The sequence below is a fragment of the Streptomyces sp. AK02-01A genome (assembly GCF_033795305.1).
GTDB lineage: Bacteria > Actinomycetota > Actinomycetes > Streptomycetales > Streptomycetaceae > Streptomyces.
In genome coordinates this window covers 1-21,153 of the sequence record NZ_JARBAE010000066.1, presented here as the reverse complement: position 1 = coordinate 21,153, position 21,153 = coordinate 1, and the positions used below count along the sequence as shown (strand labels likewise).

Genomic DNA, 21,153 nt, shown 5'->3' with positions numbered 1-21,153 from the left:
CGATCCCGATACTCCGCCCCCGGGCCGGCCCCCACGCCGGTACGGGGGCGGTTCGTGTGCCGCCGCCCGGCGCCCCGGGCGGCGGCACACGCACCGTGGTCAGACCTTGCGCCAGCGCGCCATCGCGAAGGAGAAGATCCCGAACAGCGCCAGGCCCAGCGCGACGGCCGCCAGCAGCCACGGTCCCGCCGGAGTGTCGGTGAAGGAGCGCAGTGTGTCGTCGAAACCCTTGGCCTTGTCCGGCTCGTACTCGACCGCGGCCTGGACCACGAACACACCCACCGCCGTGAAGAGGATGCCGCGCGCCGCGCCGCCGCCGACGCCCGTCACATCGGTGAACCGCCGGGCGCCGCGGGACATCTCCGCGAGCTTCAGATGCTTGTGGTATTTCCGCAGCACCGCGCGGGAGCCGACCCAGACACCGGCGATCGCGATGCCCACACCGGCGATTCCCACGATCCACTGCCCGCCCGGCAGGCCCAGCGCCTTCGCCGTGATGTCCTGGGACCGCTGGTCGCTGGAGCCGCTGCCACTGCTCTTGTCACCGGCGGCGAACGCCAGGACGGAGTAGGCCACGAAACCGTAGAAGACGAAACGGCCCGCCGACAGCAGCCGCTTGCCGGTCTTGTGGCCGTCGGGTCCCGCCGCGCCGAACAGCGCCTCGGAGAGCCGCCACAGCGCCATGCCGACCAGCCCGACGCCCAGCGCCCAGAGCAGGACGGACCCCATTGGTTTCGCGGCGATCTCCGCGAGCGCGCCACCGCGGTCGGCCTGCTCCCCGCCGCCTCCGCCGAACGCGATCCGCAGCGCGAGCACCCCGATGAGCAGGTAGATCACCCCACGCGCGGCGAAGCCCCAGCGGGCCGCCGCGGCCATGGCCGGACTGTTCGCCGCTTGTCGCGCCTTGCCTCGACCACGGAGTGACATCGTCTGTGCGTTCATAGTTGGCCTCCGCGGCTCAGGTGCCCCCGCCCGCCGCGCGGAAACGGCCCTCCTTCCGGCCGGGGCGCCGGTACGGACGGTCCGGGCCGTGCCCGCGCGGGCGGCGTTCACGCCGGCCGGACCGGTCGCCGTCTCAGATAGTAGGAAGTCCGAGTAATCGTGGAGACAGAGCGGCGTCCCTCGCTTAGCTTGGAAGAGCCGAACGTCTCGCTCCATCCAGCGAACGGCGGTCGCGGGCAGGCGCCCTCAGGCAGGCAACCCCTGCGGCGCACGGCCCCCCGCCCCTTCCGGCGCCTCGTCGATGCCGCATGCGGCTCTGCCGCGTGACTAGCTGCCTCAAGGAGTCGATCACCATGGCCGAGACCACTGTCCGCCGCGTCCGTCACACTCCTCGTACGAGCGAGTCCGACCGCAAGAACGCCGCCGCCGCTCTGCAGCGCGCTCTCGACCGCAGGGACAACGGCGGCTCGACCGGCCACTGAGGCCACGCCTGTCCAAGGAGTGGACCAGTCGTGTCATGGGTTGGGACGCGGGGTAGGGTGCCGACATGTCTCGCAGCATCAATCTCGCAGTGATCCCCGGTGACGGCATCGGTAAGGAGGTCGTCGCCCAGGGCCTGAAGGTCCTGAGTTCCGTGCTCCCGCAGGATGTGAAGCTGGAGACCAAGGAGTACGACCTCGGCGCGAGCCGCTGGCACCGCACCGGAGAGACCCTTCCGGACGCCGAGCTCGCGGCCCTCAAGGGTCATGACGCGATCCTGCTCGGCGCGATCGGCGATCCGTCCGTGCCGTCCGGCGTGCTGGAGCGCGGGCTGCTGCTCAAGCTGCGCTTCGCCTTCGACCACTATGTGAACCTGCGCCCGTCGAAGCTCTTCCCCAATACGGCCACTCCGCTGGCCGGCCGGCCGGACATCGACTTCGTCGTCGTCCGCGAGGGCACGGAGGGCCCGTACACGGGCAACGGAGGTTCGCTGCGCACGGGCACGCCCGCCGAGGTGGCCACCGAAGTGAGTCTCAATACGGCGTACGGTGTGGAGCGGGTCGTCCGGGACGCGTACGAGCGGGCCCAGGCCCGTCCCCGCAAGAAGCTGACGCTGGTCCACAAGAACAACGTCCTCGTCTACGCGGGCCACATGTGGAAGAACATCTTCGACCGGGTCGGCCGGGAATACCCGGACGTCACCACCGACTATCTGCATGTCGACGCCGCGACGATCTTCTTTGTCACCCAGCCCGAGCGCTTCGACGTGATCGTCACCGACAACCTCTTCGGTGACATCCTCACCGACCTCGCCGCCGCCGTGAGCGGCGGAATCGGCCTGGCCGCGTCCGCGAACATCAATCCGGACCGTGTGTTCCCGTCCATGTTCGAGCCGGTCCACGGATCGGCGCCGGACATCGCGGGGCAGGGCAAGGCCGACCCGACGGCCACGGTCCTCTCCGTCGCTCTGCTCCTGCGCCACCTCGGTTTCGACGCCGAGGCGGTCCGGATCGAGGAGGCCGTCGCGGCCGATCTCGCCGGGCGGGACGGCACGGCGGACTCCGCCCGTACGACCGACCAGATCGGTGACGCGCTCGCCGTACGCGTAGCGAGCTGACCCGTCGACTTCCTCACAGCCGCCGGGCCTTCGGAGCCCGGCGGCTTTCCTGTGCGGCCACCGGGTGCCACCATCAGGCCTGGGCCGCATTCACCCCGTTTCCTCCACTGTCCTGCCCGAGCGATAATCAGCCTGGGCTACGGCATGCGGGAATGCTCGGACGTCCTAGGTCCTGTCCGGACGTCACGGCCCGCGGCGTCCGGACAGGACCTAGTCTCCGTAGCGGCGTGAGCGCGGCCCGTCACATACAACCCGCGAAGGACGAGAGTATTCATGACCACGCCCACGACGACCACGATGGAGCTCAAGCCCTCCTCGAACCCGCTGTCCGACGCGGACCGCGAGCGCATCCTGGCCAACCCCGGATTCGGCCGCCACTTCACCGACAACATGGTGATGATCAAGTGGACCGAGGGACGCGGCTGGCACGACGCCGAACTGGTGCCCTACGCGCCGCTGTCGATCGACCCGGCGAACATGACGCTGCACTACGCGCAGACCATCTTCGAGGGACTCAAGGCGTACCGGCAGGCCGACGGCGGCATCGCCACCTTCCGCCCGGAGGAGAACGCCCGCCGGTTCCAGCGTTCGGCCCGGCGGATGGCGATGCCGGAGCTGCCCGTCGAGATGTTCCTGGAAGCCGTGGACGCGCTCATCAAGCAGGACAGCGCCTGGGTGCCCGGCACGGGTGAGGAATCCCTCTACATCCGGCCCTTTATGTTCGCGACCGAGGTCGGCGTCGGTGTCCGGCCGGCCAACGAGTTCCTCTTCATGGTCATCGCGTCGCCCGCCGGCGCGTACTTCGCGGGCGGTGTGAAGCCGGTCTCCGTGTGGCTGTCCGAGGAGTACGTCCGCGCCGCGCCCGGCGGCACCGGCGAGGCGAAGGCGGGCGGCAACTACGCGGCCTCTCTCATCGCCCAGGCCGAGGCCACGAAGCACGGCTGCGACCAGGTCGTCTGGCTGGACGCCACCGAGCGCCGCTGGATCGAGGAGATGGGCACCAACAACCTCTTCTTCGTCTACGGCGACAAGCTGATGACGCCCGAACTGACCGGCACACTGCTGCCCGGTGTGACCCGTGACTCGGTCCTGCGGATCGCCGCGGACCTGGGATACGAGGCCACCGAGGGCCGGATCTCGGTCGAGGACTGGCGGCGCGGCAACGAGGACGGCACCATCACCGAGGTCTTCGCCTGCGGCACGGCCGCCGTCATCACGCCCGTCGGCACGGTCCACTCGGCCCGCGGCGGCTGGACGGTGGCCGACGGCCGGCCCGGCGAGGTCACCATGAAGGTGCGCAAGGCCCTGCTGGACCTCCAGACAGGCGCCGCGGCCGACGCGCATGGCTGGATGCACCGACTGGGCTGAGGCCCGACGGCCGGTTCAGGCCCGCGCTCCGGGGCGTCCCGGAGCGCGGGCCCGGCCACCACGGTCGTCTCACGTTGTCTCACTGGCCCGACCGCATGGTGAGACAACCTCTCACGCGGCCGCGAGACATGCGAAAATCGGCTCGTGCTCTCGTTCGCCATCATTATCGGCAGCAAGCGCGCCGGTCCGCAGTGACCGCCTCGTACCACCACGTACGGCGCGGCCATCGTGCCTCAGACCCGCGCGCAGACCTCTCGCACCCGCGAGGGGTTTTTTCGTTTTCCGGCCCTACCCCGGCGGGAGACGAGCCGCGCGAAGACGGAGGCAAGTGGAGCCAGACCATCCACTCGACAGGAGCAACGCACCATGACCACTGAGTCCACGGGGCCCACGGTGAACAACGACAGCTTCCATGTCTTCGACACGACGCTGCGCGACGGCGCACAGCGCGAAGGCATCAATCTGACGGTCGCCGACAAGCTGGCCATCGCCCGATACCTGGACGACTTCGGCGTGGGCTTCATCGAGGGCGGCTGGCCCGGCGCCAATCCGCGTGACACCGAGTTCTTCGCCCGCGTGCGCCAGGAGGTGGAATTCCGGCACGCCCAGCTCGTCGCCTTCGGCTCGACCCGGCGGCCGGGTGCCAAGGCGTCGGAGGACCCGCAGGTCCGGGCGCTGGTCGAGTCCGGCGCGCCGGTGATCACCCTGGTCGCCAAGTCCCATGACCGCCATGTGGAGCTGGCGCTGCGCACCACGCTCGACGAGAACGTGGCGATGGTCCGCGACACCGTCTCCTACCTGCGCGAACAGGGCCGCCGTGTCTTTGTCGACTGCGAGCACTTCTTCGACGGCTACCGCGCCAATCCCGAGTACGCCAAGTCCGTCGTACGCGCCGCCGCCGAGTCCGGCGCGGATGTGGTCGTCCTCTGTGACACCAATGGCGGGATGCTGCCCGCTCAGGTCCAGGCCGTCGTCGCCACCGTGCTGGCCGACACCGGAGCGCGGCTCGGCATCCACGCGCAGGACGACACCGGCTGCGCGGTCGCCAACACCCTCGCCGCCGTCGACGCGGGCGCCACTCATGTCCAGTGCACCGCCAACGGATACGGCGAGCGGGTCGGCAACGCCAATCTCTTCCCGGTCGTCGCCGCTCTGGAGCTGAAGTACGACAAGCGTGTGGTGCCGGCCGGCGCGCTCGCCGAGATGACCCGGATCTCGCACGCCATCGCCGAGGTCGTCAATCTGGCGCCCTCCACCCATCAGCCGTACGTCGGAGTCTCCGCCTTCGCGCACAAGGCCGGACTCCATGCCTCCGCGATCAAGATCGATCCCGATCTGTACCAGCACATCGCTCCTGAGCTGGTCGGCAACACCATGCGGATGCTCGTCTCCGACATGGCGGGCCGCGCCTCCATCGAGCTGAAGGGCAAGGAGCTCGGTATCGACCTCGGCGGCGACCGCGATCTGGTCGGCCGGGTCGTCGGCCGGGTCAAGGAGCGCGAGCTGCGCGGCTACACGTACGAAGCGGCCGACGCCTCCTTCGAACTGCTGCTGCGCGAAGAGGCGGAAGGACGGCCCCGCAGCTACTTCCGTACCGAATCCTGGCGCGCGATCGTCGAGGACCGGCCCGACGGTACGCACGCCAACGAGGCCACCGTGAAGCTGTGGGCCAAGGGCGAGCGCATCGTCGCCACCGCGGAGGGCAACGGTCCGGTCAACGCGCTGGACCGGGCCATGCGGGTCGGTCTGGAGCAGATCTATCCGCAGCTCGCCAAGCTGGAGCTGGTGGACTACAAGGTCCGCATCCTGGAAGGCAGGCACGGTTCGGAGTCCACCACGCGCGTGCTGATCACCACGGCGGACGGCGACGGCGAATGGGCCACGGTCGGTGTCGGTGAGAATGTGATCGCGGCCTCCTGGCAGGCGCTGGAGGACGCGTACACCTATGGACTGCTGCGGGCCGGAGTCGAGCCCGCCGAGTAGAGCGCCGGCGCGGGCCCAGGCGATGGACGGCCTGGGCCCGCGCTTGGCGGGATTTCTCAGACCCGTGTCAACTCCCCAGGCGCCACTTCTGGTTGGAGGCGCCGGTGCAGGTCCAGATCTGCGCGCGGGCGCCGTTCGCCGAGGTGTTGTCTGTCACATCCAGGCACTTGTTCGCCGCGGTGTTGACGATGTCCCCGGTCGAGGCGTTGTACGTCCATTGCTGAGCGCCGCTGCCGTTGCAGTCGTAGAGCTGGACCTTGGCGCCGTTCGCCGTCGACGCGGCCGTCACGTCCAGGCACTTGCCGAGCGCCTTGATCGTGGAGTCCGTACCGACCGTCCAGTTCTGGGCCGTCGAGCCGTTGCAGTCGTAGAGCTGCACCGCGGTGCCATTGGCGCTGGAGCCGGACGCCACGTCCAGGCACTTGCCGCCCAGACCGGTGAACGCGCCGGAGGTGCCGGTGCCGCCGCCGCCCGAGGGAGCGCCGGACCAGGTGAAGGTCGCCGAGGTCTTGCCGGGCAGCGAGTAACTGAAGTTCTGCCCGCCCCAGTTGACCCGCAGGGTCTGGGCCCCGGTCCCGTCGTTGTAGGCGATCAGCGCCTTGGAGCCGTCCGGGTTGCGCCAGGCGACATTCGGGACGGTGCCACTGGCGGTGGAGGAGATCCGCTGCGCGCCCGGCTTCACGAACTTCGTGAGGTGGCCCATCGTGTAGTACTCGATGTTGTAGTCGACCTGGCCGTGCCGGCTGTCGCCGTTGTGGACCGTGATCAGACCGTCGCAGGTGCCGCAGCCGCCATTGTGCGGACCGCGGTTCTGGTCCACGGCGAGGGACCACTTGGTCACCGACTTCGCCCAGTTACGGGTGTAGTCGATGATGTTGTTCATGTCCTCGCGCTGCTGGTTGGCGATCCAGGTGCCGCCCGAGTGCTCGGTCTGGAAGGCGTCCACCTGCGGATACTGGTTGTGCACCTCGGTCTGCTTGGAGATGTTGCCGCCGTAGCCGTGCCAGGCGATCCCGCCGAAGTTCGGATGGTTGCGGACCGCGGCGTCGTTCACCGTCTCGGCCGCGTACGCGTCGTAGGTGTCCCAGTTCCAGTCGTGGGCCAGGACCTTGGTCGGCAGGCCGGCGCTCTGGAGCTTCGGCAGCAGATTGCTCTTGGTGAAGAACGCCAGACCCGAGCCGTTCCAGCTCATCGACGGATAGCTGGAGCAGCAGGTCGGCTCGTTCTGCGCGGTCACATAGTCGACCGGTATGCCCTGGTCGCGGTAGGCCTGGAGGTACTTGACGAAGTAATCGGCGTAGGCGCCGTAGTACTCGGCCTTCAGCCAGCCGCCGTTGAGCTGGCCGTTGTCCTTCATCCAGGCCGGCGCGGTCCACGGTGAGGCGACGGTGGTCAGGGCCGGATTGAGCTGCTTGGCCTGCTTGGTCAGCGGCAGCACGTCCTGGAGATCATGAGCGATGGAGAACCTGGACAGGCTCGGGTCGGTCTGGCCCGCCGGTACGTCGTCGTAGGTGTAGCCGAAGCGCGCGAGGTCCGAGCCGCCCATCGGGTTGCGGTTGAAGGAGAGCCCGATGCCCTCCGTCGGCGAGAAGAGCTTGCGCATCGTGTCGTCACGGGTCGCCTGGGAGAGCGCGCCGCTGCCCTTCATCAGCCAGGCCGCGGTGTCCGTGAAGGACGCGCCGCCACCGGTGAATGTCTGGTAGCGGGTGGCCTCGTCGACGCTGATGTTCGTACCGCTGCCGCCGTTGCCCGCCTGGAAGCTGACCGGGGTCTGCTGCTGGAGACCGCGCGTGACATGGCGCCCGCCGGCGTCGTCCGTCGTGGTGAGCCAGATGTTCACTTGTTCGCCCGCGGCTTGGGCCGTACCGGCCGAAAGGCCGGTGAGGCCCGCGGTGGCAAGGGCGCCGGCGAGGAGAACCCTCGTCAGACGCCGCGCGGTGCCAGTCGATCTCGACATAAGTCTGCTGCCCTTCTCGGCAGTTGTGGGGGGTGGTGCGCTGACGCGGTCGTGCGTGGTCGTTGCGGCGTGAGTGAACTGCCCCGGCGAACTTCCGTCAAGAGGTGGCGCATTCACAACCTGAACGCATAACGCCTCTGACCTGCGGCCGGCCTGGTACGTAACAAAGGTTCGGACCAATCTCGGCGTGAAGTATTGACGGCTGTGTTGCGCGCCGGTTAACTCACCGCCCAACGCCGGTACCGGTTCCGGTACCGGTTGCGGTACCGGTTCCATCCCTCGACGTGGAGGCTCCGATGCGTGTCACGATCGCCGATGTCGCCCGTGAGGCCGGTGTCAGCAAGACGACCGTGTCCCGGGTGATCAATACCAAGGGCGAGGTCGACGGCGGTACGGCCGCACGGGTTCGCGCGGTGATCGCTCAGCTCGGCTATGTGCCCAGCTCGGGCGCCGTCGGACTGGCCCGCGGCAGCAGCCGTACGGTCGGCATGCTGGTGCCCTCGCTGACCTGGCCGTGGATGGGCGAGGTGCTCCAGGGAGTGGTCGACACCGTCGAGGCCGCCGGTTACGGACTGCTGCTGTTCACCTGCAACCGCGGCGCCGAATCGGTGGAGCGCTTCACCAGCCAGGTCTCGGCCCGTGCCTTCGACGGGCTGCTGGTCGTCGAGCCAGAGAACACCGTCGACACCATCATCGGCCTGCACCACCAGGGCCTGCCGATCGTCCTGATCGACGACCGCGGCAGGCATCCCGAGGACTTCCCCTCCGTCGTGACGACCAATCACGAAGGAGGCGCGTCGGCGGCCCGCCATCTGCTGGCCGACGGCCGGAGCAAACCACTCGTCATCACCGGTCCCGCGCACTTCGGCTGCGTACGCCACCGGCTCGCCGGTTTCCGTGAGGTCCTGCCCACCGATCGCGTCGTGGTGGGGGACTTCACCGAGCTGTCGGGACGGCTCGCGGTCGAGAAACTCCTGCACAACGGCGTCGAGTTCGACTCGGTGTTCGCACACAACGACATCAGCGCGGCCGGCGCGCTGCGCGCCCTGCGGGCCGCCGGACGGACCGTACCGGACGACATCGCCGTGGTCGGCTTCGACAACCTTCCGATGGCGAGACACACCGAGCCGCCGCTGACCACCGTCCGCCAGCCCACCCGGCAGATGGGTGAGACGGCGGCGCGGATGCTCCTCGCCCACCTCGGCGGAGCGTCCGCACCGGACGAACCGGCCGTGCTGCCCACCGAACTCGTCGTACGGCAGTCGGCGCCGTAGCGGAGGCGACACGACGGAGCCGCGAGCCGAGCGGCCCCGGTGTCACCTCCGCCTGAGCACCGGCGCTCGCTCACGCACCTCCCGCGGGCCGGGCCGCGGTGAACTCCCCCTGCCCTTCCTCGTCCTCAAGGACAGTGCCAAGTGGTACCGCGACACGATCGGCCTCACCCTGGCCGAGCAGCGGTAACCCCCTCCACAGCCCATCCACCACCAGATCCGCCGAATGGACCGGCCCCGCCCACCCGCACCCCCCACCCGGAGGCACCGATGCCCTCACGTATGACCCTCATGGCCACCACCGCCGCTCTGGTGGCCCTGTCGGCCCCGCTCGCGTTCAGCGCTCCCCAGCCAGGCCCCGACCGGGCCGTGGCCGCCGCCGCGGCCTGGAACACCGACCGGGCGGCGGCCGCCTACGCGGCCAACCCGGCCTCCGTCACCGCCTCAGGCAGCGAGAACGCCGAAGCCGGAGCGGGCGCCGCCTTCGACGGCAACGGCGCCTCGCGCTGGTCGAGCGACTTCGCGGACAACGCCTGGATCCAGGTCGATCTGGGCGGCGTCATCCGCGTCAACCAGGTCAAGCTCGAATGGGAGGCCGCCTACGGAAAGCAGTACGTCCTGGAAGCCTCCCAGGACGGCACCAACTGGACGAGCTTCTACACCGAGACCGAAGGCACCGGCGGAGTCGTCACCGCGCACACCTATCCCCAGGAAGTGACCGCGCGCTACGTCCGGATGCGCGGTGTCCAGAGAGCCACCGCCTGGGGTTACTCACTCTTCTCCTTCCAGGTGTACGGCGGCGAGCAGGCCCCCGCCTCGACCACCCGCACCAACCTGGCCCTCAACCATCCGGCGTACGGCAATCTGTACCAGCACGCCGGTAATTCACCCGCCTATGTGACGGACGGTGGCTGGCCCGCCGATCTCAAGGCCGACCAGTCACGCTGGGCGAGCGACTGGAACGCGGACCGCTGGGTCGGTGTCGACCTGGGCGCCCAGTCCAGGATCGAATCGGTCGACCTCTACTGGGAAGCGGCCTACGCGGTCGACTACGAACTCCAGGTCTCCGACGACAACCGCACCTGGCGCACGGTCTACCGGCCGTCCGCCGCCGACGTCGCGGCCCGTCGCGCCGATGTCAAGTCGCCGGCCGAGGCCGTGGGCCGGCGCGACACCGTCAACCTGCCCACACCGGCCACCGGCCGCTATGTACGGATGCTGGGCAAGGAGCGCCGCTCCTTCTTCAATCCGGCTCCGTCCACCGCGCAGTTCGGCTACTCGCTGTACGAGTTCCAGGTCTGGGGCACGGGCGGCAGCGCGGCCGCGGCCTATCCGGCCCTGCCGAAGAACCCGGGCGGTGCCTACCGCACGACGTTCTTCGACGACTTCACCGGCTCGGGCCTCGACCGGAACAAGTGGCGCGTGGTGCGGACCGGCCAGGAGATGGGCTCGGTGAACGGTGAGTCGCAGGCGTATGTGGATTCGCCGGACACCATCCGCACCGAGAACGGCGCGCTGGTACTCCAGTCGAAGTACTGCAAGGGCTGCACCACCGTGCCCGGCGGCGGTACGTACGACTTCACCTCGGGCCGTGTCGACACCAACACCAAGTTCGACTTCACCTACGGCAAGGTCAGCGGCCGTATGAGGCTCCCGGTCGGCGACGGCTACTGGCCGGCGTTCTGGATGCTGGGCAGCGACGTCGACGACCCGTCGGTCTCCTGGCCCGGCTCCGGTGAGACCGACATCATGGAGAACATCGGCTACGGCGACTGGACCAGCACCGCGCTGCACGGACCGGGCTACTCCGCCGACGGCAATGTTGGCAAGACCCAGACCTTCCCGGACGGCGGGCGCGCCGACCAGTGGCACACGTACGCCGTCGAGTGGCTGCCCGAGGGAATGCGCTTCACCGTCGACGACCGCGTGGTGCAGGAGATATCCCGCCAGAAGCTGGAGTCCACCCGCGGCAAGTGGGTCTATGACCACAACCAGTACGTGATCCTCAACCTTGCTCTGGGCGGTGCCTATCCGGCCGGCTGGAACAAGGTCACCCAGCCCTACTGGGGCCTTCCGCAGTCGAGCGTGGACCGTATCGCGCAGGGCGGGATCAAGGCCGAGGTCGACTGGGTGCGGGTCGAACAGAAGTGACAACGGTTCAAAGGAGCACCATGCGAGGCACACCTGTGAGACCCGGGCGCGGCGCCAGGACGGCGGCGCTTGTCGCCGCCGCCGTCCTGGCGGGCCTGCTGCCACTCGCCGGAGCCGGATCGTCCGCCGCGGCGGACGATCCGGCCCCGGTGGCCGTCGACCGCTTCGAGGGAGAGGTCCCGTTCGCGAGTCCGCCCGCCGGCGGACTCTTCACCTGGGGCGGCGACACCGACGATCCGCCGACGCTCGCTCTGAGGGACCGCGCCGACGCCCCGGAGGGCGGCAAGGTCCTCGAAGGCGACTACGACATCAGCGGTTACGGCGGATTCAGCCATGACTTCGCCTTCGACCAGCCGTCCCACGACTGGTCGGCCCACCGCGGCATCCGCTTCTGGTGGTACGGCCAGAACACCGCGCCCCTGCCGCCCGGTTCCGGCAAGAAGATCAACTTCGAGATCAAGGACGGCGGCGCCAACGGCGAGGCCTCCGAGCTGTGGACGACCTCGTTCACCGACGACTGGGAGGGCTGGCATCTCGTCGAGATTCCCTTCGCCGACTTCCAGTACCGCACCGACTATCAGCCGGTCGGCGGTATCGACCAGGTCCTCGGCCTGACCCAGATGTGGGGCTACGCCGTCACGCTGCCCACCGGCGGGGCCGGACGGTTCGCGCTGGACGCGGTGGAGCTGTACGGGAAGGCCGACCCGGCCCTGAAGGCGAGCGTCCTCACCGACGCCGCCGTCCATCCGGTCACCGAGGGCGGCACGGCCAAGGTCAGGATCTCGGTCGGCACGACCGGATCCGTCCCGGTGGACGAGCCCGTCACGGTCGCCTATACGACCGAGGGCGGCACCGCCGAGGCGGGCAAGGACTACCGGCCGGTCTCCGGCACGGTCACCTTCCCGGCCGGCAGCGCGTCGGGCACCTCGCGGACGGTCGAGGTCCCGACCCTCAAGGACCGGAGCGGTGAGAGCGCGGAGACCGTCCCGCTCAAGCTGACCGTCACCGGTGCCAAGGCGCCGGCCGAGACTCCTCAGGTCGTCATCGACGCGCACGGTCTGCCGTATCTCGACGCCGGACTGCCGGTGAAGAAGAGGGTCGCGGACCTGCTGTCCCGGATGTCGCCCGCCGAGAAGGCCGGCCAGATGACCCAGGCGGAGCGCAACGCGCTCACGGCCCAGAGCGACATCGCGACGTACGACCTGGGCTCGCTGCTCTCGGGCGGCGGTTCCGTGCCGACGCCGAACACACCGGCGGCCTGGGCGAAGATGATCGACGCCTATCAGCTCAGGGCGCAGGCCACCCGCTACCAGATCCCGCTGATCTACGGCGTGGACGCGGTGCACGGCCACAACAATGTCGTCGGCGCGACGATCATGCCGCACAACATCGGCATCGGAGCGACCCGGGACCCGGAGGTCGCCGGGAAGACCGGCGCGGTGACGGCGAGCGAGGTGCGCGCCACCGGTGTCCCGTGGGACTTCGCGCCGTGCCTGTGTGTCTCGCGCGACGAGCGCTGGGGCCGTACGTACGAGGCGTTCGGTGAGGACCCCGCTCTGGTCACGGCCATGGAGACGGTCATCAACGGCATGCAGGGCGCCTCGTCCGGCAAGGACCTGGACCGCCACGACAAGGTGCTGACCAGCGCCAAGCACTTCGTCGGCGACGGCGGTACGGAGTACGGCTCGTCCACCACCGGCTCGTACACCATCGACCAGGGCATCACGAAGGTCACCCGCCAGGAGCTGGAGGCGGTCCATCTCGCTCCGTTCGCGGAGGCCGTCAAGCGCGGCGCGGGCACGGTCATGCCGTCGTACTCCTCGCTGGACATCCTCGGTGACGACGAGGGTCCGGTGAAGATGCACGCCAACGCCGCGATGATCAACGGTGTGCTGAAGGGCCGGATGGGCTTCCAGGGCTTCGTCATCAGCGACTGGCAGGCGATCGACCAGATACCCGGCGACTACGCGAGCGATGTCCGCACCTCCATCAATGCCGGTCTCGACATGATCATGGTGCCGACGGCGTACAAGACCTTCGTCCAGACGCTCCAGGACGAGGTGACGGCGGGCCGGATCAGCCAGAGCCGGATCGACGACGCGGTCTCCCGCATCCTGGAGCAGAAGTTCAAGCTGGGCCTGTTCGAGAAGCCGTACGCCGACACCACGAACCAGTCGAGGATCGGCTCGCCCGAGCACCGAGCGGTGGCCCGCGACGCGGCCGCCAAGTCCCAGGTGCTGCTCAAGAACGACGGCGCGGTCCTGCCGCTGAAGCCTTCCCAGAAGGTGTATGTGGCCGGTTCCAACGCCGACGACCTCGGCAACCAGATGGGCGGCTGGTCCATCACCTGGCAGGGCGCCTCCGGGAGGACCACCACCGGGACGACCATCCTGGAGGGCCTGAGGAAGGCCGCTCCCGACGCCTCGCTCACGTACTCCAGAACCGCCTCGGCCCCGACCGAGGGATATGACGTGGGCGTGGTCGTCGTCGGCGAGACCCCGTACGCCGAAGGCATCGGCGATGTCGGCAACGGCCATGACCTGGAGCTGTCGGCGGCGGACCGGACGGCCGTCGACACGGTCTGCGCGGCCATGAGGTGCGCCGTGCTGATCGTCTCGGGCCGTCCGCAGCTCATCGGCGACCGGCTCGGCGACATCGACGCGCTGGTGGCGTCCTGGCTGCCGGGCACCGAGGGCGACGGCGTGGCCGACGTCCTCTACGGCAAGAAGCCCTTCACCGGTCAGCTTCCGCTGACCTGGCCGAAGTCGGTGGAGTCGCTGCCGGTCAACGTCGGTGACACCTCGTACGACCCGCAGTTCCCGTACGGCTGGGGTCTGACGACTCTCCAGAAGCCGCCCGGCGGCGGTCAGCTCACGCTCACCGCCATCGGTCTCGCGGCCCATGTCCTGGAGAAGGCGGGCCGCGGGAAGTCCGCGGAGGGCAGGGCGCTGGTCGGCCAGGCCAGGCTGCTGGTCCAGCAGAAGATCGGTCAGCACCTCACGGAGGCGTCCGCGAAGCCCTTCGCGGAGGCGGATCATCTGCTCCTGACCGGTGATCTGACCGGTGCGGTGGCCAAGCTGACAGCGGCCTACAAGGTTGCCTGACGGCACATTCCACAGGTGGTGCACCCGGACGGCCGTCCGGGTGCACCACCTGTTCGCCTGTCCGAGTTTGCCCCGCTTTGGGTAGCGTTGATGCATGAGGACCAGGCTGCTTTTCACACTGCTCGGGCTGCTGCTCGCCCTGTCGGCCACCGCCTTCACGGCGACGCCGGGCGACCGGACCGCCGACACCGGCCCCGCGGCGGTGGCAGAGGCCCTCAGAAAGGGCCCGGTCTATGTGGACCCGCGCGCCGCGAGCCGGCTTCCGGCGGCCGACGCCGAAGCGCTGGCGAAGAAGATCAAGGACGCGGACAAGCCGGTCTTCGTGGCCGTACTGCCCCGGGCCGCGGAGTTCCCGCCGCAGAACGTGCTGGAGTCGGTGCGGGCCGCGACAGGGGTGATGGGCCTGTACGCCATCCAGCTCGGTGACGGCTTCAACGCGGGCGCGGACGCGGCGGTGCTGTCGAAGCGGGCCGTGCGCGATCTCACGGAAGCGGTCAGGACCGGAGGCTCCGCCGACGCCGCGACCGAGCTGCACAAGTTCGTCGACCGGGCGCTGCCGCAGACCCGCGGTCATGCTCCGGCCTCCTGGGGAGCCGGCCCGGAGCTGGAATCGGGCGATGTCGGCGGCTCGTCCACCGGACTGATCGTGCTCGGCGCGCTGGTCGTGCTGGGCGGCGCGGGCGCCTACGCGGCGGTGCGCCGCAACCGCCGTAAGCAGGTCGAACGCGACCGGGAGGCGATGGACAAGCTGCGGGTCGTCGTGGACGAGGACATCACCGCCTTCGGCGAGGAACTCGACCGGCTCGACTTCCATCCGGTGGAGGCGGGCGCCGACGACGCGATGCGCGCGGACTACGAGCACTCGCTCGACGCGTACGAGAAGGCGAAATCACGGATGGCCGCCGCCGCACGGCCCGGTGATGTGCGCGGCGTGACCGAGGTGCTGGAGGACGGCAGGTTCTCGCTGACCGTGCTGGAGGCGCGCAGAAAGGGCGCGCCTCTTCCGGAGCGCCGTTCGCCGTGCTTCTTCGACCCGCGCCATGGACCCGCGGTGACCGAGGCCGACTGGGCGCCGCCCGCCGGTGTGCTGCGGGCCGTACCGGTCTGCGCGGCCGACGCGACCAGACTGGGTGACGGCGACGAGCCGATGACCCGTACGGTGCGGACCGAGCACGGACGCCGTCCGTACTGGGAGGCCGGACCGGTGTACGGGCCCTGGGCCGGCGGTTACTTCGGCGGCGGGCTGCTTCCCGGACTGCTGGTGGGGACGATGCTGGGCTCGATGATGGCCACTCCCGCCTATGCGGCCGACTACGGAGACGGCGACTACGGCGGCTACCCGGGCCCGGGCCATGACCCGGGCGACTTCGGCAACGGTGACTTCGGCGGCGGAGGCTTCGGTGACGGCGGCGGGTTCGACGGCGGGAGCGGTCTGTAGCGCCGCGCCGGTCGGACCTGCCGCGCCACTCAGGAGCCGGCTCCCGCCGGTCGTCTCATCCGCCACGGCTCGCACCGGGTTCAGGCCGCCTCGGGCGCCTTCTTGATCGCGGAGATGTCGAAGCTCAGCTTGACCTTGTCGCTGACCAGCACGCCGCCTGTCTCCAGCGCGGCATTCCAGGTCAGGCCCCACTCGGAGCGCAGGATGTCGGCGCTGCCCTCGAAACCGACGCGCTCGTTGCCGTACACATCGGTGGCGGAGCCGTTGAACTCCAGGTCGATGGTGAGCGGCCGGGTGACGTCCTTGATGGTCAGATCGCCGGTGATGCGGTACGTGTCGGCGCCGACGTGCTCGGCGGTGGTCGAGCGGAAGGACATCTTCGGGAACGTCTCGGCGTCGAAGAAGTCGGCGCTGCGCAGGTGACCGTCGCGGTCGGCCATCCCGGTGTCGACGCTGGAGATGGAGACGTCGATCGCCGCGGACGAGGCCGCCGGGTTCGCACCGTCCAGCTTCAGCGAGCCCTCGTGCTCGACAAAGGAGCCGCGGACATTGGTGACCATCGCGTGACGGACGGTGAAGCTGATCGTGCTGTGCGCCGGGTCGATGGTGTACTCGCCGGTCAGCGCGGCCAGCGCCGGGTCGATCTCGCGGTCGGCGGTGGCGACCGAGGCGTTGTTCTTGCGGCCGAAGAAAGCCATGGTTCTCTCCCTGAAGAGCGATTGTTTAATCTTCAACGACGAGCCGTACTGTAGCGCGATCTCGTTCAATGTTCAACAACGTCATCCGATCGATGGCGACGCCCTCTGGCGGACGCGCGTAGACATCGGGCACGATCTCCCTGCTCCACCTGCTCCACCTGCACAGCCGCTCCATCGCGACCACGGTCTTCAGCAGGAGGGAACCCCCCATGAGAATTCGTACAGTCCTCAGCGCGCTCGCCCTCGTCCTCGGCGCGCTCTTCGCTCCCGGCTTCGGAGTGCTCGGCTCGGCCACCGAGGCTCAGGCCGCCACCAAGATCACACACGCCACCGCGACCTCGATGTTCAGCTCGTCCGGGATCACCTGGTCCTCGTCCGGTGGCTGCTCCAACCGCAACACGCCGACCTGTACGTCGTTCGACCAGCTCAACCTGACCACGGCTCAGGGAGCGCAGACGCTGCGCGGCGCCGTCGGCTGCGGCCTCAACATCACCGGAGGTACGGAGACCGGGCACGCCAGCGGCACGTACTCGCACTGGAACGGCTACAAGCTGGACTTCGCCAAGTCCACCTGTCTCACCAACTACGTCAAGAACACCTTCACCTACATCGGCGTGCGCGGTGACGGCTATCCGCAGTGGCAGTCGGGCGCCGGCAATGTGTACGCCGACGAGGGCAACCACTGGGACGTGACCTTCTACAACTGCGGCGGCTGCTGAGCCTGTTGCGGCGGCGACACGCGAACACGGCGGTTCCCCGGCCTCCTTGGAGCGGAGGACGGGGAACCGTCGCGCGGCGGTGGCTCAGGAGCCGACGGACACCGTCCAGCGGCGCGGATCGCCGTCGTGCGCGGCGCCCGAGACATCGGGCTGGCCGTCCGGCTGGACATCGTCGTACGGGAAGGCGTAGCCGATCGGGGTGTTGGCGTGCAGCACCCGCGCGAAGTGGTTGGTGACCGGGTCCTGGTAGTAGTCCGCCGCCGTGGCGCCGTTCGGCTGGGCGGCGTGGCTCAGCACGGTCGATCGGTTGAAGGCGGCCGCGAGCCGGGCGAGCAGCCCCTTCTTGTCGTCGGAGTCGCCCGGGTTGTTGGCGAACGGCCCGCTGTTGCAGGTGAAGATGTCCATCGAGGTCGGCCTGGCGAAGGTGTGGCCGCCGTTGAAGGTGAGGGTGTCACCGCTGACCCGGCCGGTGAACACGCCTCGGCCGCCCTGGAGATCGATCGTCAGATCAGTGGAGCTGTACTTCTCCCAGACCTGGTCGACATAGCTGTCCCAGACGCTCGCGAAGGGCGCCTCTCCGGCCAGGTTCTGCGGCGAGATCACGCGCAGTACGCCGCCGTCCGCACCGCGCAGGACCAGCCGGTCCCACGGGTGTCCGTCGACGGCCGCCTGAGCGGTGAGCCCGTCCGCGATCCGCTGCAGGGCGCCGTCGGGCAGCGGTGCGACCGTGTGGGTCGCGTCGCCTTCGAGCGTGATGCCGATGGGCAGGGCCGTCACCAGGTCGACGTAGCTGATGTTGGAGTAGAGCTGGTCCGGATTGAATGTGAACTCGCAGAACGACCAGGTGCGGCCGTAGTTGGGGTCGGCGCTGGTCGCGAAGGCGGGCTCGACCAGGGCGGGGCCCGGGTTGAGGAAGAAGTCCAGAGTGTCGTCGCGTACGAAGTAGACCCGGGCGCCGTACATCTGCGGCAGCGTCAGCACGACCGGCGCGCCGCCCGCGGCGCCGAGCGGGATGGCGCAGTCCACCGGGAGCGGGGTGCCCGGTGCGGCGGGCGAGTCCGGCCGGTAGACCGTACCGTCGGCGCGCAGCAGCACCCAGCGGTCGGTGCCCTGCTCATGGCCGGTGACGTACGCGTTGACCGAGCCGGGCAACGACGTGTTCTGGAGGGCGATCTCGCAGGTGTCCGCCGCGGCCGTCGCCCGGGAGCTGAGGCCGGGGGCCCAGAGAGGAGAGGTGGTCGCCGCCGCGGTGGCGGCCGTGCCGGTGAGGAACAGTCGACGTGATATCACGGATGTTCTCCTGGAATGTGGGGGGAACGCGGGAATGCGCGATATGTGGGGGTCGCGCCCGCGTCGCGGACTACTCTCGCGAGGCGGCGGAAGGGCGTCAAGAGGTCCGACTGAGAGCGCTCTCAGAAGTTCGCGATCCACTCGCTTGGGTGTATCGCCGGGAACCCGTGGCCTCCGGACCGCTCGCCGTCGGCGTGCTCGCCCGGTGCGGGCCGCCGTACCGGGCCCGGCGAGGGCCGCGCCGGATCGGCCGGCGACTGAGGGTCATGGCCCGCCACCGGGCCGTCCGGCTCCTCCGGCGGGCCGCGGCGCGCGGTCCGGTCGGGCTTCGAAGCGGCCCGCCGCGCGCGCTGGCCGCCATGGCCGGGAGATGGCCCGGGGCTTACATCTAGGAAGAACCCCACAAGCGGTGGAGGTACCTTGCTGTCCAGGAGCCCCGCAACGGGCCGGGTTCTGTCCAGGCCCACCAGGAATACCGTCAGGAGACTGTGTGGAGTCGACGGCGTGTTTTCCTGTGTGGTCTTCGTAGGGTTGGTACATGACCGTAGTGGACGAGACGCCGAGCGACCCAGTCGACGCCCGGGGGCGGGTGGCGGAACTGCACGCCCTGCGCGAGCAGGCACACCGAGGGCCCAGCGAGCGCGCGACCGAGGCCCAGCACGCCAAGGGCAAACTGACCGCCCGTGAGCGCATCGAGCTGCTGCTCGACCCGGGTTCGTTCAAGGAGGTCGAGCAGCTCCGCAGGCACCGCGCGACCGGCTTCGGCCTGGAGGCGAAGAAGCCGTACACCGACGGCGTCGTGACCGGCTGGGGCACCGTCGAGGGCCGTACCGTCTTCGTCTACGCCCATGACTTCCGGATCTTCGGCGGCGCCCTGGGCGAGGCCCACGCCACCAAGATTCACAAGATCATGGACATGGCCATCTCCGCCGGTGCTCCGCTGGTCTCGCTGAACGACGGCGCGGGCGCCCGTATCCAGGAGGGCGTCTCCGCGCTCGCCGGCTACGGCGGCATCTTCCAGCGCAACACGCGCGCCTCCGGGGTCATCCCGCAGATCAGCGTGATGCTCGGTCCGTGCGCCGGTGGCGCCGCCTACAGCCCGGCCCTCACGGACTTCGTCTTCATGGTCCGCGAGACCTCGCAGATGTTCATCACCGGACCCGATGTGGTCAAGGCCGTCACCGGTGAGGAGATCACTCAGAACGGCCTCGGCGGCGCCGATGTGCACGCCGAGACCTCCGGCGTCGCGCATTTCGCGTACGACGACGAGGAGACCTGCATCGCCGAGGTGCGCTACCTCCTGTCGATGCTTCCGCAGAACAACCGCGAGAACCCGCCCTCGGTCTCCTCCGAGGACCCCGCGGACCGGCGCTCCGACGTCCTGCTCGATCTGGTCCCGTCGGACGGCAACCGCCCGTACGACATGCACAAGGTGATCGAGGAACTGGTCGACGACGGCGACTTCCTGGAGATCCACGAGCGCTGGGCCCGCAACATCATCTGCGCGCTGGCCCGGCTCGACGGCCAGGTGATCGGCATCGTCGCCAACCAGCCGCAGTCGCTCGCCGGTGTCCTGGACATCGAGGCGTCCGAGAAGGCCGCTCGCTTTGTCCAGATGTGTGACGCTTTCAATATTCCCATCGTGACGCTGCTGGATGTGCCCGGCTTCCTGCCGGGCGTGGACCAGGAGCACGGCGGCATCATCAGGCATGGCGCCAAGCTGCTCTACGCGTACTGCAACGCCACCGTGCCCCGGATCTCGCTGATCCTGCGCAAGGCATACGGCGGCGCCTACATCGTCATGGATTCGCAGTCCATCGGAGCCGACCTCACCTACGCCTGGCCCACCAACGAGATCGCCGTGATGGGCGCCGAGGGCGCGGCCAATGTCATCTTCCGCAAGCAGATCGCCGAGGCCGAGGACTCCGAGGCCATGCGGGCCCGCATGGTCAAGGAGTACAAGGCCGAGCTGATGCACCCGTATTACGCGGCCGAGCGCGGCCTGGTCGACGATGTCATCGACCCGGCCGAGACCCGTGAGGTCCTGGCGGGCGCGCTCGCGATGCTCCGTACCAAGCACGCCGACCTGCCGTCCCGCAAGCACGGCAACCCTCCGCAGTGACCCGGCGCTCCGCGCCCTTCCACCGAGAAGACTCCTCCCGCCGAGAAGACGGAGACACCACCTCCATGACAGAACCGACGAACGAATCCCTGCTGCGCGTCGAGAAGGGCCACGCCGGCCCCGAGGAACTGGCCGCCATCACGGCGGTCCTGGTCGCCCGCGCCGCGGCCCAGTCCGAGGTCCCCGCGCACCGCGGCCGTTCCACGGCCGGCTGGCGCAGGCTTGAGCGCACCCCCGGCTTCCGCGCCCCGCACAGCTGGCAGGGCTGAGTCCCGCCGCCTCATCGGCGTCACGGCCCCCGCACTCCGGTCCCGGAGTGCGGGGGCCGCCGCGTACCCGAGCGCGACGCACACGCACGAAGTCCCCCGCACTTCCTGAGCGCGGGGGACTTCGTGCGTGTGCCCATGGCTACCGGAGGCGGGCCATGAGTGCGTGTTCGACGAGGGTGATGAGTCCGCTTTTGGCGTCGGCGCGGTGGCGGGCGTCGGTGGTGATGATGGGGGTGTCGGGGCC

15 protein-coding genes and 1 pseudogene are annotated in these 21,153 nt (G+C 69.4%); 11 read left to right on the top strand and 5 right to left on the bottom strand.

Annotated elements, in window-relative coordinates; genetic code table 11:
* Window positions 1–99: 99 nt before the first annotated feature.
* A complete protein-coding gene (locus PV679_RS33835; RefSeq protein WP_319684858.1) occupies window positions 100–942 on the bottom strand; it encodes a DUF1206 domain-containing protein in 843 nt (280 codons plus the stop codon).
* A gap of 353 nt (window positions 943–1,295) precedes the next feature.
* Between PV679_RS33835 and PV679_RS33830 the strand changes: the two genes are divergently transcribed.
* From PV679_RS33830 to cimA, 4 genes are all read left to right on the top strand, one after another.
* Entirely contained in the window at window positions 1,296–1,424 is a 129-nt protein-coding gene (locus PV679_RS33830) for a hypothetical protein (protein WP_093602575.1), read from the top strand.
* 65 nt (window positions 1,425–1,489) lie between these two features.
* A complete protein-coding gene (locus tag PV679_RS33825) occupies window positions 1,490–2,539 on the top strand; it encodes a 3-isopropylmalate dehydrogenase (RefSeq protein ID WP_319684856.1) in 1,050 nt (349 codons plus the stop codon).
* A gap of 273 nt (window positions 2,540–2,812) precedes the next feature.
* A complete protein-coding gene (locus PV679_RS33820; RefSeq protein WP_319684854.1) occupies window positions 2,813–3,907 on the top strand; it encodes a branched-chain amino acid aminotransferase in 1,095 nt (364 codons plus the stop codon).
* 366 nt (window positions 3,908–4,273) lie between these two features.
* A complete protein-coding gene (cimA, locus tag PV679_RS33815) occupies window positions 4,274–5,890 on the top strand; it encodes a citramalate synthase (RefSeq protein WP_319684852.1) in 1,617 nt (538 codons plus the stop codon).
* Between the two features lie 67 nt (window positions 5,891–5,957).
* On the opposite strand, the gene PV679_RS33810 is transcribed toward cimA, so the two are convergent.
* Complete coding sequence (locus PV679_RS33810) at window positions 5,958–7,847, bottom strand: ricin-type beta-trefoil lectin domain protein (protein WP_319684850.1); 1,890 nt, start codon at window positions 7,845–7,847, stop codon at window positions 5,958–5,960.
* Between the two features lie 296 nt (window positions 7,848–8,143).
* On the opposite strand from PV679_RS33810, the gene PV679_RS33805 reads away from it, so the two are divergent.
* From PV679_RS33805 to PV679_RS33790, 4 genes are all read left to right on the top strand, one after another.
* The gene (locus PV679_RS33805; RefSeq protein WP_319684849.1) at window positions 8,144–9,121 is read left to right on the top strand and encodes a LacI family DNA-binding transcriptional regulator; all 978 of its coding nucleotides are present in this window, start codon (window positions 8,144–8,146) and stop codon (window positions 9,119–9,121) included.
* A gap of 267 nt (window positions 9,122–9,388) precedes the next feature.
* Complete coding sequence (locus PV679_RS33800) at window positions 9,389–11,269, top strand: discoidin domain-containing protein (RefSeq protein WP_319684847.1); 1,881 nt, start codon at window positions 9,389–9,391, stop codon at window positions 11,267–11,269.
* Between the two features lie 20 nt (window positions 11,270–11,289).
* Entirely contained in the window at window positions 11,290–14,373 is a 3,084-nt protein-coding gene (locus tag PV679_RS33795) for a glycoside hydrolase family 3 protein (protein ID WP_319684845.1), read from the top strand.
* Window positions 14,374–14,467: 94 nt separating this feature from the next.
* Window positions 14,468–15,811, top strand: a complete 1,344-nt coding sequence (locus tag PV679_RS33790; RefSeq protein ID WP_319684843.1) for a hypothetical protein — start codon at window positions 14,468–14,470, stop codon at window positions 15,809–15,811.
* Between the two features lie 80 nt (window positions 15,812–15,891).
* Here the strand turns inward: PV679_RS33790 and PV679_RS33785 are convergent, their stop codons facing one another.
* The gene (locus PV679_RS33785; RefSeq protein ID WP_319684841.1) at window positions 15,892–16,509 is read right to left on the bottom strand and encodes a YceI family protein; all 618 of its coding nucleotides are present in this window, start codon (window positions 16,507–16,509) and stop codon (window positions 15,892–15,894) included.
* 209 nt (window positions 16,510–16,718) lie between these two features.
* On the opposite strand from PV679_RS33785, the gene PV679_RS33780 reads away from it, so the two are divergent.
* The gene (locus PV679_RS33780; RefSeq protein ID WP_319684839.1) at window positions 16,719–17,228 is read left to right on the top strand and encodes a hypothetical protein; all 510 of its coding nucleotides are present in this window, start codon (window positions 16,719–16,721) and stop codon (window positions 17,226–17,228) included.
* Between the two features lie 84 nt (window positions 17,229–17,312).
* On the opposite strand, the gene PV679_RS33775 is transcribed toward PV679_RS33780, so the two are convergent.
* Window positions 17,313–18,518 (bottom strand): glycoside hydrolase family 64 protein, encoded by a 1,206-nt coding sequence (locus PV679_RS33775; protein WP_319684837.1) that lies wholly within the window; start codon window positions 18,516–18,518, stop codon window positions 17,313–17,315.
* A 538-nt stretch (window positions 18,519–19,056) separates the two neighbouring features.
* On the opposite strand from PV679_RS33775, the gene PV679_RS33770 reads away from it, so the two are divergent.
* Both PV679_RS33770 and PV679_RS33765 read left to right on the top strand, forming a co-directional pair.
* The gene (locus PV679_RS33770; protein WP_319684836.1) at window positions 19,057–20,640 is read left to right on the top strand and encodes an acyl-CoA carboxylase subunit beta; all 1,584 of its coding nucleotides are present in this window, start codon (window positions 19,057–19,059) and stop codon (window positions 20,638–20,640) included.
* 65 nt (window positions 20,641–20,705) lie between these two features.
* Window positions 20,706–20,909 carry an acyl-CoA carboxylase subunit epsilon gene (locus PV679_RS33765; RefSeq protein WP_319684834.1) on the top strand — a complete coding sequence of 68 codons (204 nt, stop codon included), beginning with the start codon at window positions 20,706–20,708 and terminating at the stop codon, window positions 20,907–20,909.
* Between the two features lie 139 nt (window positions 20,910–21,048).
* Here PV679_RS33765 and PV679_RS33760 read toward each other — a convergent pair.
* Window positions 21,049–21,153, bottom strand: a pseudogene (locus PV679_RS33760) (ATP-binding protein); the annotation flags it as partial.

What these genes read in the sequence shown, in the direction of transcription:
- PV679_RS33835 (WP_319684858.1), bottom strand. Translation starts at nt 942, where the DNA reads ATGAACGCACAGACGATGTCACTCCGTGGTCGAGGCAAGGCGCGACAA.
- PV679_RS33830 (WP_093602575.1), top strand. Translation starts at nt 1,296, where the DNA reads ATGGCCGAGACCACTGTCCGCCGCGTCCGTCACACTCCTCGTACGAGC.
- PV679_RS33825 (WP_319684856.1), top strand. Translation starts at nt 1,490, where the DNA reads ATGTCTCGCAGCATCAATCTCGCAGTGATCCCCGGTGACGGCATCGGT.
- PV679_RS33820 (WP_319684854.1), top strand. Translation starts at nt 2,813, where the DNA reads ATGACCACGCCCACGACGACCACGATGGAGCTCAAGCCCTCCTCGAAC.
- cimA (WP_319684852.1), top strand. Translation starts at nt 4,274, where the DNA reads ATGACCACTGAGTCCACGGGGCCCACGGTGAACAACGACAGCTTCCAT.
- PV679_RS33810 (WP_319684850.1), bottom strand. Translation starts at nt 7,847, where the DNA reads ATGTCGAGATCGACTGGCACCGCGCGGCGTCTGACGAGGGTTCTCCTC.
- PV679_RS33805 (WP_319684849.1), top strand. Translation starts at nt 8,144, where the DNA reads ATGCGTGTCACGATCGCCGATGTCGCCCGTGAGGCCGGTGTCAGCAAG.
- PV679_RS33800 (WP_319684847.1), top strand. Translation starts at nt 9,389, where the DNA reads ATGCCCTCACGTATGACCCTCATGGCCACCACCGCCGCTCTGGTGGCC.
- PV679_RS33795 (WP_319684845.1), top strand. Translation starts at nt 11,290, where the DNA reads ATGCGAGGCACACCTGTGAGACCCGGGCGCGGCGCCAGGACGGCGGCG.
- PV679_RS33790 (WP_319684843.1), top strand. Translation starts at nt 14,468, where the DNA reads ATGAGGACCAGGCTGCTTTTCACACTGCTCGGGCTGCTGCTCGCCCTG.
- PV679_RS33785 (WP_319684841.1), bottom strand. Translation starts at nt 16,509, where the DNA reads ATGGCTTTCTTCGGCCGCAAGAACAACGCCTCGGTCGCCACCGCCGAC.
- PV679_RS33780 (WP_319684839.1), top strand. Translation starts at nt 16,719, where the DNA reads ATGAGAATTCGTACAGTCCTCAGCGCGCTCGCCCTCGTCCTCGGCGCG.
- PV679_RS33770 (WP_319684836.1), top strand. Translation starts at nt 19,057, where the DNA reads ATGACCGTAGTGGACGAGACGCCGAGCGACCCAGTCGACGCCCGGGGG.
- PV679_RS33765 (WP_319684834.1), top strand. Translation starts at nt 20,706, where the DNA reads ATGACAGAACCGACGAACGAATCCCTGCTGCGCGTCGAGAAGGGCCAC.